Genomic DNA, 14628 nt, shown 5'->3' on the forward strand with positions numbered 1-14628 from the left:
CGTCGGCACAGCCTGCAGGCTGCGTCCGCGTGTTCACAGATTGTTTCGGTCTGTTCCGCTGCTGCTGATAAACGGTTGCGGGATGTTCATATCCCGTTGCGCTTTGTAGATGCCGTGCTGCGGCCTGCTTCCTTTTTGCTCACCACTTGGTGACGATTTGCTTACCATTTGCTTCGGTGCGAATGGCGCGCCGCGACATCGCCCGAATCCAGGTGTGGGCCACATCTGGCATCCTGCCCAGCACGGTGAGGTGGTCAATGTGGTAAATCTGCGGGATATTTACGGCGAGTGTCCGACGTGTGTGGCATCAAACCGCGACAGGCCCCCAGCTCGGGAAACGTTCATGAATCCGTTCAGAGATCGGCGATCAAAATTCTGGGGAAGGATGCCAGATGTGATCACAACAGCGAGCTGTTGCGATGACACCATGCCAAGCCACTCGGTCGCGTTGCGTCCGTCGCGGCCTGGCCCTTCTGGTTGAAACTCAGGCTGTGCCCGAGACCCGTGGTGAACAAAAGGTCGCCTTTATTGACTTTGATCACAAACGCTTTGCCGGCTTTTTTCACGATGGTCACGGCTGAAGCGCTATGTCCCTGACGGGTGGGTGGGGGAGCTTGTGGACTTCGCCAATACCTACCCGAAGAGGTGTTTCCTGTTGCTGAAAGACAGGGAATATGAGGGAGACGACGCCGACGCGGGCATTGGCGAGCGACCCGGTACGGCCGTGATGAAAGACGGCAAAGCCGTCGCCGTTGGCGATAGGATGCGCCAGCTCAAGCGCGCGGAATGCGCGCATGGCACAACGTTATTTCCTGAAATTTCAGAAATGCGCCTAATCCTTTGGGCGCTATGGCAAAGGCGGTAAGGCGTATCGGCTTTCATAGCCGAGTTCTGGCCCGCACCGGCTTTATGCCGCGCTGCTCTGTGTTTGTTTGTGGTTCGTTCTATGGTTGGCCTATATCCGTTCTACGAACAGATCTGGAACAGACCGATGCGGAAATCGGCCTTGTCGGCCAAATCCCGGCTGAATCAATAATTTGGATGGGAGTGCGGAAGGCCCGCGTCCCTCGCGTTCCTTCCATACCCCACGCAACTTGTCGCTTGCCGCGCCAATCCGCTCCGGCGCTCGCCTGGCTGTGAATGTCACTATGCCGTTACTGTAAATCGCTGGGAATGTGTCTAACTGCCGGGTGCGAATTCTGTGCGATAGGGTGGGTGGAACGAGCGGCAAGTGATGCAACAAAGCCGCAAACCCACAAAAACAAAGCGCCCGGAGCCATTCAGGGGCGCCGAGCGCTTTCAAGTGTGTGGTGGATCCGGCGGGAGTCGAACCCGCGTCCGGAAGCCCTCTACGAAGAGTTCTACATGCTTAGCCGTGTCTACTGGATTTAACCTTTGACGAGCCGACGGGCAGGCTTGTCTCCAGCGAGTCACCTATTTTTGACACTACGTAAAGTGACCCTACGCAGCGCGATCCTCTCTAAATGACTCTGCTACCTGTTGCCAGGTCCACCCGAGAGGAGAAGTGGCGCAGAGCCTAGCGCGATTAAGCGGCTAGGGCGTAAGTTTCGTCGTTTGCGACTATCTTGGTTCAGTGTTTTACGGGTAACTGAGAACCCGGCATGCCCCCATCCGCTTTGTAACCCCCGTCGAAACCATGGCGGACCCAGAAGATGAAGCAGAAGCGAGTATACACAAGCAACTATGGCCCGGCGACCGGTTTTTCAAGGCGGGCTGTAGTGCGGCGCATTTGCAATCACGCGCTGTCGGTGTAACGCTGACGGGCAATCTCATGTCAAAAGAGGCTCCGCAATGTTCAAGGCCATCCTGCTCAGTAAAGAAAACGACACGTTCAACGCCCGCATTACGCAAATCGCCGAATCTGATTTGCCGGCGGGCGAAGTTCATTTACAGGTGGCGTATTCAACGATCAATTACAAAGATGCATTGGCGATTACCAACAAGGGCCCGATTGTGCGGCAGTGGCCGCTGGTGCCTGGGGTGGATGGCTGCGGCACGGTGCTGGATTCGGCGCATCCGGATTTCCGGCCCGGTGATCAGGTGATTCTTAACGGCTGGGGCGTCGGTGAAAAACACTGGGGTTGTCTGGCGCAGCAGGCGCGTTTGCAGGCCGATTGGCTGGTGCCATTGCCTGCGGCGTTTACGCCGGAGCAAGCGATGGCCTTGGGCACGGCCGGTTACACGGCGATGTTATGTGTAATGGCGTTGGAAGAGAGCGGTGTTACGCCCGGCGCTGGCCCGGTCTTGGTGACGGGGGCGACAGGTGGAGTGGGCTCGGTGGCGGTGACGTTGCTGGCGCAGGCGGGTTATCAGGTGGCGGCGATGACGGGCAAAGCGCAATCGGCTGATTATTTGCGCGCGTTGGGCGCCTCTATCGTCATTGACCGCGCGCCGTTTGCGACTGCGGGCAAGCCGCTGCAGAAAGAACAGTGGGCGGGTGTCGTCGACACCGTGGGCAGTCATACCTTGGCCAACGCATGTGCGCAAACGCGCTACGGTGGCGCGGTGGCGGCATGCGGCATGGCGCAGGGGCTGGATTTCCCCGGTTCGGTCGCGCCATTTATTTTGCGTGCGGTGACTTTACGCGGTGTTGATAGCGTAATGGCGCACAAGTCGTTGCGCGTCAAAGCCTGGCAACGGCTGGCCGAAACGCTGGATCGCGCCAGGCTGACGCAGATGACCGAGCGCATCGGCCTTGGTGATGTCATTGCTGCGGCCGAGCGCATCATGGCTGGCCAGCATCAGGGCCGTTATGTGGTGGACGTCAACGCATAATCCGGCAGCACATCCAGCAGTTCGAGTGGGGTGTTGATCGTGAAATCGGCACCCCAACTGGCCGGATTATCGTTGCTACTGATATAGCCGTAGCTGGCCAGCACAGTCTGCATGCCGACCACGCGGCCCGCTTCGATATCGCGTTCGGCATCGCCCACATAAATACAATGCGCGGGATCGACGCCCAATTGTTGCGCGGCGTGGATCATCGGGCGCGGATCGGGCTTGGGTACGCCCACGGTATCGCCCGATACCACCACGCCCGGTCGACTGGGTAGTACCAGTTGGGCGACTAGCGGATCGGTAAAGCGCATGGGTTTATTGGTGACGATGCCCCACCGCCATCCGCGCGCGACGATGCCTTCCAGCAGGGGGACAATGCCATCAAACAGCCGCGTTTCTTCGCATAAATGCTGTTCGTAGAAATCGAGGAAGCGATTACGCAAATCGACAAAGCCCGGCTGTTGCGGCGTAACGCCAAAGCCCAGGCCGATCAGCCCGCGCGCACCGTGCGATGCAATCGGGCGGATAGCGGAATACGGCTGCGGCGACATGCCTTCAGCGGCCAATAATCGATTAAGCGCAGCGCCAAGGTCGGGCGCGGTGTCGGCCAGCGTGCCGTCCAGATCAAACAGAACGGCGCGCGGCGCGGTGGTAGCGGTGGCGGAGGTCATCAAAGGCTCAGGCGGGTTTGTGGCAAGCGATCATGTAGTTAACGTCGCTGTCTTCGCCCAGCGCATAGACTTTGGTAATCGGGTTATAGCTCAGGCCCGTTAGCGTAACGGTCTCCAGACCGACGTTGCGCGCCATGCGCGACAGCTCGGACGGCTTGATAAAGCGCGTGTAATCGTGGGTGCCGCGCGGCAGCATGCCCATGATGTATTCCGCGCCCACCACGGCCAGTGCATAGCTTTTGACATTACGATTAAGCGTGCTGAAGAACACCCAGCCGCCCGGTTTTACCAGGCGCGAACACGCTTCGATAATGCTGGCCGGCGTGGGCACGTGTTCCAGCATTTCCATGCAGGTGACCACGTCAAAACTGGCGGGCGCTTCGGTGGCCAGGTCTTCGACGGCGATCAGGCGGTAATCCACTTTCAGGCCCGATTCATGTAAGTGCAGTCGCGCAATTTTGAGCGAGCGTTCGGCCAGATCAATGCCGGTGACCTGAGCGCCATGGCTGGCCATGCCTTCCGACAAAATGCCGCCGCCGCAGCCCACATCAACCACGCTTTTGCCCGCCAGCCCGGCAATCTCATCGATAAAGCCCAAACGCAGCGGGTTGATCTGATGCAGCGGTTTAAATTCGCTGTCCTTGTCCCACCACTTGTGCGCCAGCGCCGAAAACTTGGCGATTTCGGATGCATCTGCGTTCAGTACTGTGGATTCGTTCATGCGTGGGTTTCCTGTATCTGTTTCTGCCAATGATGGGCGCGCGCCAATGCGGTGGCGGCAAAAGCGCCCACGTGGGCGTGCTGGCGGTACACGGGCTGGCCGGCAATCCAGACATCGCTGACCTGGGTGCGGTCGGCCGCATAAACCAGATGCGACACCGGATCATAACAAGGTTGCGTGCCTGCGCTGGCGAGGTTGACGGCAATCAGATCGGCTTGTTTGCCGACCGCCAGGCTACCGATGCGATCCTGCCAGCCCAAGGCCTTGGCGCCATGGATGGTGGCCATTTCCAGCGCTTGCCAGGCCGGCAGTGCTTCCGGATTGCTGCTTTGCGCTTTGGCCACCAGCGCGGCCAGACGCAGCTCGGCAAACATATCCAGCTTGTTGTTGCTGGCCGCGCCGTCGGTGCCGATGCCGACGTTGATGCCAGCGGCCACCTGATCAGCGATGCGGGCAAAGCCGGATGCCAGTTTCAGATTGGAAGCGGGGTTATGCGAAACATTGACGCCCTGCTGTGCCAGCAGCGCAATCTCGGCGTCGGTGGTGTGCACCATATGCGCGGCCACCAGCTTTTGCTGCAGCAGGCCCAGGCCATCCAGCCGTTCCAGCGGACGCATGCCATGGTTTTTGAGGCTGGCGTCGATCTCGTCTTGCGTCTCGTGGATGTGGCAATGCAAGCCTATGCCCAGCGCATCCGCGTGTTCGATCACCAGGCGGAAAGTCTCATCGCTGACCGTGTACGGCGCATGCGGGGCCAGGGTAAAGCCAACCAGTTTCTCGCCGCGATATTCGTCGATGCAGCTCAAAGCCTTGTCGATATAGTCCTGGGCGTTGTTGGCATACGGCGTAGGAAATTCAAGAATCGAGCAACCCACCATCATGCGGAAATGCCCTTCGATTGCCGCACGCGCCACTGCACCGTGATGAAAATACATGTCGTTAGCGCAAGTGGTGCCGCCCGCAATCATCTCCGCGATGGCCAGCGCGCTGCCGTCGTAAACAAAGCCAACCGACACATGTTTGCCTTCGGCGGGCCAGATATGGTTGTTCAACCAGGTCATCAGCGCCAGATCGTCGGCGTAGCCGCGCAACAACGTCATCGCCGAATGCGCGTGCAGATTGATCAGGCCGGGCAACAAGGCATGGTCGGGCAGGTGGACGATTTCGGCCGAGGCGTAGCGTTGCAGTGCTTCGGCGGCGGGCAGGATGGCGGCAATCTGATCATTTTCGATGATTAGCGCGTGTTCGGTTAGCACGCGGCGCGGTTCAATCGGAATCAGCCAGCGGGGCAGCAGTACGGTGGTGGGCATGCGGGCATCGCTATAAGGGGATGCCGTGATTTTACGTGCTACGCGCGCAGCGGCAAACCGCCTGACGCAGATTGTTAGGACTTTTGGCGATGAAATTTGTGCGGCGCGACATGAAGACGCGGCAGTTGTGACCACGCAGGAGGGGGCAGGGCAACCTGAAAAGTGGCAAAACGGGAAGGCAGAAAAACAAAAAGCCGACCAGAAGGTCGGCTTTTTGATGCTTGAGCTGCGAATTACTTGGCAGCGGAAGCGTCGGATGCAGCAGCAGCGTCAGAAGCCGGTGCAGCAGCGGCATCGGAAGCAGCGTCAGAAGCCGGAGCAGCAGCAGCGTCAGAAGCGGCCGGAGCAGCAGCAGCTTCGGAAGCAACGGCGGGAGCGGAAGCATCAGCAGGAGCTTCATCTTTCTTGCCGCAAGCGGTGAGGGCCAGGGCCAGCAGGGCAGCAACGAGCAGAGACTGTTTCATTCTTCTTACCTTTAGCAGAATGGTTGGACAAGTAATTGAAAGCAATATATCGCAATCGACCGTTGATCGATGGCTATTTTGGAACCAGTTACATCATTGACGACCGACGGGCGAAATTCTAGCACGATTCAAACAAAAAGATAGGCCTGCGGGGCGTCGTCTGCAACACACACAGCGATTTTCGCAACATCAATATAGACGTCATAAGCCCAAGCGTTGCCAACTGCTATCCAGAATAGCTGTTTCCCACGCAATTTCAAAAGCTTGCAATGCCCTTGCTGATTCTCGCGCATCATCGCTTGTTTCTCCGCGCGCCCAATCAAAGTGGATTCTTCTTACAATTCGTTGCATATCAGCTATGCCAAAGGGCCAAGGCAATGGCGCGGAATTGTCTGACATTAGTCGCATTGAAAACTGATGCCCGCGCGTTTCGCGTAATTGCAGCAGACGGGGGCAGTGCGCACTGATCCATTCGGCCCTGCGTGCCAGCAGCCGCACGCTTGCCGCCGGATTGCGCAGCATGAATGCCATCAATGCGTCGTGGGCCGCGCGGCTTTCCAGACCGGTTACCGAGAAATCATCTTCATGCAGCACCAGACTATGTTCAGCGCTATCGATCAGCGCCAGAAACGCGGTCTGGTAATCAGCATAACGATCAAATTTTTGTGGGAGCCAGGTAGCCATAGTCATAGCAGTTATAGAGTGCTTCGATCACGTCATCGTTATAGTCGCCCGCAGGCAAACTGCGCGCGTCCGCCAGTTGGCGCAAAACCGGCAATGCCGATTCTTCGGCCTCCAGCGTTTCGCCATTGATATATATATGTGCGCCTTCGTACAGCATGATTGATTTCAGATCCAGCGCCACACCTTGCTCGGCGACGGCAGCGGCAAATTCATCAAAATCGAGCGGTTCTTCGGGCGTTTCATAGAACACATGCGTTTTGGGTTCGCTGAAATAACGCCCGATAAACTGACGGATATCCCCCTCATTCCAGCGCAGTTGATCAATCAGGCCGGTGATTTTGTCGACGAACATCTGGTCAATTTCGCCGGGGTGTTCGGCGGGCAAACGTTCCGGATCGCCATACATGCCCTCCAGCTTCAATTCGTCCTGCAAATGCTCCAGAAACTTGCCAACCACTTCTTGCGCGGTAGGGGCTCTAAAGCCGATCGAATAGGTCATGCCTTCGTCTAGCGCTACGCCGTAATGCGCGTATTTGGGCGGCAGATAGAGCATGTCGCCGTGCTCCAGAATCCATTCCTGCTGACTATTAAAGTCGCGCAACACGCGGATCGGCGCGTCTTCCACAAAGTTGCCCGCATCGTCGCTGGAGATCTGCCAGCGTTTGCGTCCGCCCACCTGCAACAAAAACACGTCGTATGAGTCGTAGTGAGGGCCGACGGTGCCGCCGGGTGGCGCGTACGAGATCATCAGGTCATCCAGCCGCGTCCACGGCAGAAAATCAAACTGATAAAGCAGGTCGGCAATGTGCGGTACGTGCTGGTTGACGCTTTGCACCAGCACCGTCCAGTCGGTGTCGGGCAGGCGATCGAAACGGCTGGGGCGCAGCGGGCCGCGTTCCACCAGCCACTTGCCCTGGCGGTATTCGATGAGGCGGGATTCGGTATCGTCGCGTGCGGCCAGTTCAATCAATCGCGGCAGGTCGATCAGCTCGGGAAAATCAGTCCACGCCTGGCGGATCAGCAAGGGTTTTTTCTGCCAGTACTCAGTCAGAAACTGGTGTGCCGACAAGCCGCCGAGAAGTTGTTTATGCATAAGCCTGGCTATAACGTTAAAAAAGCAGAGGCCGCATTATCCCACCGCGACGAGGAATACACATGCTGAAAGAAGGGGATCTGGCTCCGGAATTTTCACTGCCGGCAGCGGATATGAGGCCGGTCAGTCTGTCTGACTATGCGGCGCAAAATAATATTGTCGTGGTCTATTTCTTTAATGGCGACCACACCCCGGGCGGCATTACCGAGGCCGTGGAATTCAGCGAACGCACTGATGCCTTCAAGCGCGCCGGCGCGGTGGTTCTGGGCATCAGCCCCGACGATTGTCTGGCGCACGAAGCGTTTATTGATGAGCATGGCCTCGAATTCGAGCTGTTGTCCGATGCGGAAAGCGTGGTCAGCAAGCTTTATCACGTCGTACGCCAATGGGAGCTCAATGGCGTGATAAAATCCGGCATCGAACGATCGACGTTTGTAATCGACCGCCGCGGTTTGATCCGCCACGCGTTCTATCACGTGTCCCCGAAAGGGCACGCAGAAGAAATTCTCACTCTTGTCAAACAGCTAGGATGAACCCTGATGCAAATCGCTAAAGATACTGTCGTAACACTGCACTACGAAATGTTCGACACAGATGGCAAGCAGCTCGACAAAACCGAGCAGCCGATCGCTTACCTGCACGGTGGCTACGACAACATCCTGCCGCTGGTTGAAGAGGCGCTGCAGGGCAAGACGGTTGGCGATTCCATCGATGTGACGATGGAACCGGAAGACGCCTTCGGCGAATTCGAAGCCGAACTGGTCCGCACCGAAGCGCGCGATGTGTTCCCGATGGAAGTCGAGGAAGGCATGATGTTTGAAGCCGATGATCCGGAAACCGGCGACGTGCTGCTGTTTCGCGTGACCAAAATCGAAGGCGACCAGGTGACTGTGGATGCCAACCACCCGTTTGCGGGCGTGAAGATCCGCTTTGTGGGCAAGGTTGAGGATGTGCGTGAGGCTAGTTCTGAAGAAATCACCCATGGGCATGTCCACGGCGAACACGGCCACCACCATTAAGCTGTTGGGCTGCCGCAGCACGGTCATTTCGCGGCCCGGCGGTACTCGGGATCCTCACGTACTTGATGTACGCTCCGGTCCCTCCGTTCCGGCGGTCCGCGAACTGACCGCACTGCAACAGCCCCGAGGCGGCATTGGGTAAACCCACTGTTGGCTGGGGGCTTTGTTCTTTATGGGTGGCGTGGGGTGGCAATGCGCTTCGCTGTTGCCTTGGGCGGTGGCTGATGGGGTTGGAAGAAAAACGGACTTTGGTCCGTTTTTTTTCGTCTGTACTTTGGGGGGTGAGGGGTATTAAGCCGGGGCGATATTAGTGTGGCTGAGATCGTGCGGTACGGGCTCGAAGCGTAAGCCTGTTGCGTGCGCGCCCGTTCGCACTTTTCACGTTGACGGGTGCTTGCTCGGCGCAACGCCATACGCCGTGCGTGTTGCGGATATTCTGACAAGATAAATTTCAAGAACAGACAGCAAATTTCTTGCGCCCGGATGTCGTAAGCCGATGAGCGGATGGTAAGTTAGTGTATCGATATATTAGAATTCGATGATTCATGGGCCGGGAGGCCTTTTTTTATTTCACTCGAATTAACGCAAATGTCTGTTTTTACACCTCGCATCCTGGTTGCGGCCGTTCTCAGTGCAATGTATTTGCCGGTATCGGCCGCCGGCATTGTGGTTGATGGGCATACTGCCACTTCGGTCACTTATGATGCCGCGGGCAAGGCCACAGTGCGTGTCGCTGCGCCTTATGCGGGGGTTTCTTACAACGGTTACGCCAGTTTTTCGGTGGACCGCGCCGGGGCGGTGCTGGATAACAGCAGTGCCAATGCCCGTACCATCGTTAACGAAGTAACGGGCAGCAATCCCAGTCTGATTCAGGGTGCGATCAGCGTTAATGGCGCGCGCGCCAATGTAATCCTGGCCAACCCCAACGGCATCACCGTCGATGGCGGCAGCTTCATCAATACCGGCCACGTGGTGCTTAGCACGGGCACGGTGTCGTTCAACGATTTTTTAAGCGCGCCGGGCCGGGTGCAGCGCGATATCGTGTTGTCGACCAGCCAGGGCCAGTTGGTGATAGGCGCGGGCGGCTTGACGGGCGCAATGCTCAGCCTTGATCTGATCGCACGACAGTTGTCGGTGCAAGGTCCGATCACTAATACTTTTGGTTCGGCCACGGCCACCACGCGCCTGGTGGGTGGCAATTCGCGTGCCGAGGTCAACACCGCCGTCGCGGCCACCGACAATTTCTCGCAATACGTCAGTTACGCCAGTGGCACGCAGACCAGCGAGGGCGCGGTGCTGGTGGATATCACGCCGCTGGGCAGCATATCGTCGGGCCGCATCGAAATACTGGTGACTGATAAAGGCGCAGGCGTACATATGGCGGGCGCGGCGCTGGCCACCGTGGGGGACTTTGCCTTGCAAGCGGATGGTGCAGTGGTCATGGGCGGCGCCAACGTCAGTGCCAAAGGCAATCTGGGCCTGCAGGCGGGCAGCCTGAGCACGGCCGCTGGCGGCAATGGCCTTACCCGGATTGGCGCGACTGGCAATGTGCAATTGCAGACCACTGGCGCACTCGATCTCAGCGATACCACATTGGCGGCAGGCACCCGCAATGCCGATGGCAGCGTGGCCAGCGCGGGCGATCTGGTGATTGGCGCGGGCGCCAGCCACTGGGCTGCGGTCAATGCCACTGCCACGGGCGGTATCGGTTTGACTGCAACAGACGTCGTCGCCACCGCCAGCACCGTCAGCGCACAACAGAATCTGCAAATCACCAGCAACACGCTGCAGCTGGCCGGCCCGGACGCGCAACGCGGCACCGCCATCAATCAATGGAGCAGCACGGCCGGGGCCTTCAACGTTAACGCGACGGGCGATGTCAGCCTCGCTGGTGCGCAAATCCAGGGCGCGGCCGGCATCGGCATCAATGCCGCCAACTTGCGGCTCGCCAGCGCCCCGGGCACGGACGCCACGCCAGTACGTACACAGTTGCGTTCAGAAGGGGGCAATGTTTCGCTCACCAGCACGAACCAGACTCAGTTGATTGGCGCGGACCTCACCGCCGCAGGCAACGCCATCGTCACCGCCGCCGATGTGGTGCTGCACGACGACGGCGCGCAAGGTAGCACGTTGGTGGCCGTCAATGGCGGCGTGCGTATCAGCAGCAGCGGCGACATCCACAACACCGGCTCGCTCATCCAGGGCAAAACGCGTGACGCCAGTGATAGCGCCATGTTGGGCGCAGTCACGCTCACCGCGGCGGGCCAGGTGGTCAATCTCACTGACAGCGCCAATCGCCTCGGCATTGTGTTTGGCAGCGATGACGATGTGGTCATCCACAGCGCGGGCGATATCACCAATCAGGCCGCACGCATCATCAGCAATGGCCAGTTGGTGCTGCAGGCCGGTGGGCTGATCCGCAACCAGATTGTGCACATCGACGCCCCCGCCAACGGCCTGACCCAAAGTTACGATCACGAAAACAATCTGCTGGGTCTGCGCCACGGCACCAGCGGTTATGACATCAATTTTGGTTCGCTGGCGGTGCCGGACCAGGTAGCCGATCTGGTGGCCGATAAGGGCATGACGCTGCAAGCGGCCGGGCTCAAAAATATCGGTGGGCAGATTCTGGTTAATGATGGCGATCTGCACGCGCATTTCAGCGGCGCTGTGGACAATGTCGCGCTGCAAACCGGCGCGGTGGCGTACGCGCGCAAATGCAGCTGGCTAACTTGCCGCAGCTCGGCCACGTCCACCCAGCAATCATGGGGCGGGCTGATCCAGGTGGCGGGCAATTTTGATCTGAGCGCGGACGGCGGCATCGCCAACACCGGTGGTCGCTGGCTGGCCCTGGGTGCGATGACCTTGACCGCGCCCACCGTGCGTGGCGACAGCCTGAGCAGTTATTCCACGCTATCCGTGCAACGCGGCTGGAAAGCCTGGTTGGGCGATCGCTGGGCGCAGGTGTACGCCACCGACAGCGGCGGCAGCTTTAGCGCCAATGGCGGTGCATTGCGCATCAATGGCCAACTGGTGCTGGACGGCGGCGTCGCCAGTGCCAGCGAAAGCGTTGTCGCTGGCGACGGCACCGTCACCATCCGCACGCCGCAGCGCGATCCAGTGGTGGCCAGCCATCCGGCCGGTCTGACTTCATGGTTGTGGCACTGATGCGCGCGCGTTTACCTTCCTGCCGCGTGCAGCGCGTGGCGGCTTTGCTGGCTCTGGCCTTGGCGCACCCGTGGGCGCACGCCGCCGATGCGCCGTCTCCCGCCAATGCAGGCTTGCCGCCGGTGCAACAAGACCAGGCCATCCAGTTGCTCAACGAACGCCGCGATGCCGCGCGCCAGCAACAAATCGAACAAACCCCGGCGGTGGTCGAAGGCGCGCCTGCGCCCGCACCGGCTGCAGGCCCGGCACTGGATACGCCGGTTAATGACGTGCCCGAAAAGGAACCGTCATTCCAGATCGATCACATCGAATTCAAAGGCAGCCCGCTATTCAGCGCGGCCGATATCAGCCAGCTAACGCAACCGTTCCTGGGCCAGCGTCTCGGTGCCAACCGCATCAATCTGCTGCTGCGCCGCGCCACTGACTTGCTGGTCAAGCGCGGCCTGATTACCAGCCGCGTGTATCTGGGCGAACAGAATCTGGCCTCGGGCACGCTGGCGCTGACGGTGGTGGCGGGCACCATCGAAGGCTTTACGCTTAACGGCCAGCCGTTCCGCCCGACGCAGGCCCCAGAAGCGCGCAACGGCGGCGGCCTGACCGACGCTGGCACCGCCTGGGCATTCCCCGACCATGCTGGCCAGGTGCTTAACCTCACCGACCTGGAACAGGGTGTCGACCAGATCAACCGGCTGCGGCGCAACCAGGCCGAAATGCAGATCCAGCCTGGCGCCAGCGCGGGCGGCTCGGTGGTCAATCTCAACAACAAGCCGGGCGACGCGCTGTATTACAACGTCGGCCTCGATAACTACGGCAGTTCGGCCACCGGCATCGTGCGGCTTAAAGTGGGCGTGGAAGCCGACAACCTGATCGGCCTGCAAGAAGCCATCAACGCCAGCTACATCGGCAGCACCCAATCCAACGCGCTGGTGGCGTCGGTGGCGGTGCCGTGGGGCTACAACGTGTTCAGTTACACGCTGTCCTTGTCCGAATATCAAAACCTGATTGGCGACACCGCGCTGGTGGACGGCAGCTCGCGCGGCCATACCTTTGGCTTTAACCGCGTGCTGGCGCGCGGCCCGGCCGGCAAAACCGCGTTTGACGCCACCCTGGCGTTGTGGAACAGCGACCGCGCCATCAACGATGTTGATCTGACGCCGCAAGCGCTGACCGTGTTGCGCGTGGCGCTTAACCGTTTCGAGAAATTCCAGTTGGGCCAGTTTGTCGGCTACTGGTCGCTGGAAGCGGGTTACAGCCGTGGCCTCGGCGCATTGGGCGCGACCGCCGATGCGCAGGATTTGCCCGGCGATGACGCGCACAACCAGTTCAACAAGTTCGACGCCAACGGCAGTTTCAGCAGCGCGCTGATCAACGTGGCGGGCGCGGCGCTCGGTTATCGCGGCAGCTTTTCGGCGCAATGGGCGCACACCGGGCTGTACAGCTCGCAGCAGATTTTTGCCGGTGGCAACGACAGCGTGCGCGGCTTTGCGCAAGACAGCATCAGCGGCGATTGCGGCGTGTGGCTGCGCAATGAAATCAGCGTGGGCAATGTGCCCAATGTCAGCCTCGGCGGTCTCAGCGCGCATATCGAACCGTATGTCTTTATCGATGGCGGCCACACGCGTTTGCTGGCCGGCAATCTGTCGCAAAACATCGCGGGCGGCGGCATCGGCCTGCGCGGCCAGGCGCAATGGCAGGGCAAAGCGCTCAGCACCGAACTGCTGCTAGGCCGCGGGCTGGACCAGCCCGCCAGCTTCGGCCCGCGCCAGACCTTGTTGCTGGCCAGCCTTAATCTCAGTCTTTGATCCGGAAATCATTATGAAAAAACTCATCCTTGCCTTGTCTTTGTTTACTGGTGCCAGCCTGGCCTTCGCCGCCGACAAACCGTTGCCCGCAGGCGCGTTCGCCGTGGTCAATGGCGTGGCGTTGCCGCAAGCGCAACTGGACGACCTGATGCACCAGAGCGGCATGGCCGACAACGCGCAAACGCGGCTGGTGGCCAAGAACCAGCTGATCGCGCGCGAGCTGTTCAAGCAGCAGGCCCACAAAGCGCATCTGGCTGATCGCGCCGATGTCAAAGCCGCCATCCAGCAAGCTACCGACGCAGTACTCACTCAGGCTTATCTGCGCGATGCGCTCAAACCGACGCCAGTGACGGACGCCGATGTGCAGGCCGAATACAACAAGATTGTCGGCAGTCTGGGCGATAAGGAATACAAGCTCAGCCTGATTCAGCTGGCCGACGACGCCACCGCCCGCACGGTATTGGCGGAGCTTAAAAAGGGCGGCGACTTTGCCGCGCTGGCGCGCAAATACAGCGTGGCCGCCAACAAAGACAAAGGCGGGCAGCTCGATTGGGTGTCGTTCAAGACGCCCGCCACCGAAGGCCAGACGCAAGGCCTGCCGTTGCCGGTGGCGCAAGCCGCTACGCACCTCACCCAAGGCGCTATCAGCACCGAACCCATCGTCGTGGGCAGCAGCCGTGTGCTGATCCGCATGGACCAGCTGCGCGCCACGCAAGTGCCGCGTTTTGATGATGTCAAAGCCGCCTTGCGCCAGCGTCTGCAACAACAAGCCATCCAGAAAGCCTCGACCGAGCTGGTGGTGTCGTTGATCAAGAACGCCGCGATTCAGCAATAAGCGCAGCAGCCGGTATTTGCAGCACCGAACCACCCAATAAAAAACACCTTGTTTGCAGGACC

General features: G+C 59.6%; 14 protein-coding genes and 1 other RNA gene. 7 read left to right on the plus strand and 8 right to left on the minus strand.

Annotated elements, in window-relative coordinates:
• Nucleotides 1-398: 398 nt before the first annotated feature.
• A complete protein-coding gene (locus WG78_RS22700) occupies nucleotides 399-575 on the minus strand; it encodes a hypothetical protein (RefSeq protein WP_161805106.1) in 177 nt (58 codons plus the stop codon).
• 41 nt (nucleotides 576-616) lie between these two features.
• Between WG78_RS22700 and WG78_RS11725 the strand changes: the two genes are divergently transcribed.
• On the plus strand, nucleotides 617-865 hold the full coding sequence (locus tag WG78_RS11725; RefSeq protein ID WP_152969167.1) for a hypothetical protein: 249 nt from the start codon (nucleotides 617-619) through the stop codon (nucleotides 863-865).
• Between the two features lie 443 nt (nucleotides 866-1308).
• Here the strand turns inward: WG78_RS11725 and ssrA are convergent.
• Nucleotides 1309-1668: a transfer-messenger RNA gene (gene ssrA, locus WG78_RS22085) on the minus strand.
• Nucleotides 1669-1812: 144 nt separating this feature from the next.
• Between ssrA and acuI the strand changes: the two genes are divergently transcribed.
• Nucleotides 1813-2796, plus strand: a complete 984-nt coding sequence (gene acuI / locus WG78_RS11730) for an acrylyl-CoA reductase (NADPH) (protein ID WP_053938022.1) — start codon at nucleotides 1813-1815, stop codon at nucleotides 2794-2796.
• On the opposite strand, the gene WG78_RS11735 is transcribed toward acuI, so the two are convergent.
• The 6 genes from WG78_RS11735 to WG78_RS11760 all read right to left on the minus strand — a co-directional run bounded on the left by WG78_RS11735 (nucleotide 2772) and on the right by WG78_RS11760 (nucleotide 7742).
• The gene (locus tag WG78_RS11735; RefSeq protein ID WP_053938023.1) at nucleotides 2772-3470 is read right to left on the minus strand and encodes an HAD family hydrolase; all 699 of its coding nucleotides are present in this window, start codon (nucleotides 3468-3470) and stop codon (nucleotides 2772-2774) included. The genes acuI and WG78_RS11735 overlap by 25 nt on opposite strands.
• A 7-nt stretch (nucleotides 3471-3477) precedes the next feature.
• Nucleotides 3478-4191 carry a bifunctional 2-polyprenyl-6-hydroxyphenol methylase/3-demethylubiquinol 3-O-methyltransferase UbiG gene (ubiG, locus tag WG78_RS11740; RefSeq protein WP_053938024.1) on the minus strand — a complete coding sequence of 238 codons (714 nt, stop codon included), beginning with the start codon at nucleotides 4189-4191 and terminating at the stop codon, nucleotides 3478-3480.
• Complete coding sequence (locus tag WG78_RS11745) at nucleotides 4188-5501, minus strand: TRZ/ATZ family hydrolase (protein ID WP_053938025.1); 1314 nt, start codon at nucleotides 5499-5501, stop codon at nucleotides 4188-4190. The genes ubiG and WG78_RS11745 overlap by 4 nt, the downstream gene beginning before the upstream one ends.
• Nucleotides 5502-5532: 31 nt before the next feature.
• Nucleotides 5533-5901, minus strand: a complete 369-nt coding sequence (locus tag WG78_RS22920; RefSeq protein ID WP_161805107.1) for a hypothetical protein — start codon at nucleotides 5899-5901, stop codon at nucleotides 5533-5535.
• A gap of 265 nt (nucleotides 5902-6166) precedes the next feature.
• A complete protein-coding gene (locus tag WG78_RS11755; RefSeq protein WP_053938026.1) occupies nucleotides 6167-6649 on the minus strand; it encodes a DUF7931 domain-containing protein in 483 nt (160 codons plus the stop codon).
• Nucleotides 6621-7742 (minus strand): ribosomal protein uL16 3-hydroxylase, encoded by a 1122-nt coding sequence (locus WG78_RS11760; protein WP_053938027.1) that lies wholly within the window; start codon nucleotides 7740-7742, stop codon nucleotides 6621-6623. Before WG78_RS11760 ends, WG78_RS11755 begins: the two co-directional genes overlap by 29 nt.
• Before the next feature lie 62 nt (nucleotides 7743-7804).
• On the opposite strand from WG78_RS11760, the gene WG78_RS11765 reads away from it, so the two are divergent.
• The 5 genes from WG78_RS11765 (at nucleotide 7805) to WG78_RS11785 (ending at nucleotide 14566) form a co-directional block, all read left to right on the plus strand.
• Nucleotides 7805-8275 (plus strand): peroxiredoxin, encoded by a 471-nt coding sequence (locus WG78_RS11765; protein WP_053938028.1) that lies wholly within the window; start codon nucleotides 7805-7807, stop codon nucleotides 8273-8275.
• A 6-nt stretch (nucleotides 8276-8281) separates the two neighbouring features.
• Nucleotides 8282-8761 (plus strand): FKBP-type peptidyl-prolyl cis-trans isomerase, encoded by a 480-nt coding sequence (locus WG78_RS11770; protein ID WP_053938029.1) that lies wholly within the window; start codon nucleotides 8282-8284, stop codon nucleotides 8759-8761.
• A 588-nt stretch (nucleotides 8762-9349) separates the two neighbouring features.
• On the plus strand, nucleotides 9350-11929 hold the full coding sequence (locus tag WG78_RS11775; protein WP_083458952.1) for a two-partner secretion domain-containing protein: 2580 nt from the start codon (nucleotides 9350-9352) through the stop codon (nucleotides 11927-11929).
• Complete coding sequence (locus WG78_RS11780; protein WP_201782422.1) at nucleotides 11914-13731, plus strand: ShlB/FhaC/HecB family hemolysin secretion/activation protein; 1818 nt, start codon at nucleotides 11914-11916, stop codon at nucleotides 13729-13731. The genes WG78_RS11775 and WG78_RS11780 overlap by 16 nt, the downstream gene beginning before the upstream one ends.
• 13 nt (nucleotides 13732-13744) lie before the next feature.
• Nucleotides 13745-14566: a peptidyl-prolyl cis-trans isomerase gene (locus WG78_RS11785; protein ID WP_053938031.1), complete on the plus strand. Its 822-nt coding sequence runs from the start codon at nucleotides 13745-13747 to the stop codon at nucleotides 14564-14566.
• The last annotated feature ends 62 nt before the right edge of the window (nucleotides 14567-14628 follow it).

This window comes from Amantichitinum ursilacus, assembly GCF_001294205.1.
GTDB classification, from domain to species: Bacteria; Pseudomonadota; Gammaproteobacteria; order Burkholderiales; family Chitinibacteraceae; genus Amantichitinum; species Amantichitinum ursilacus.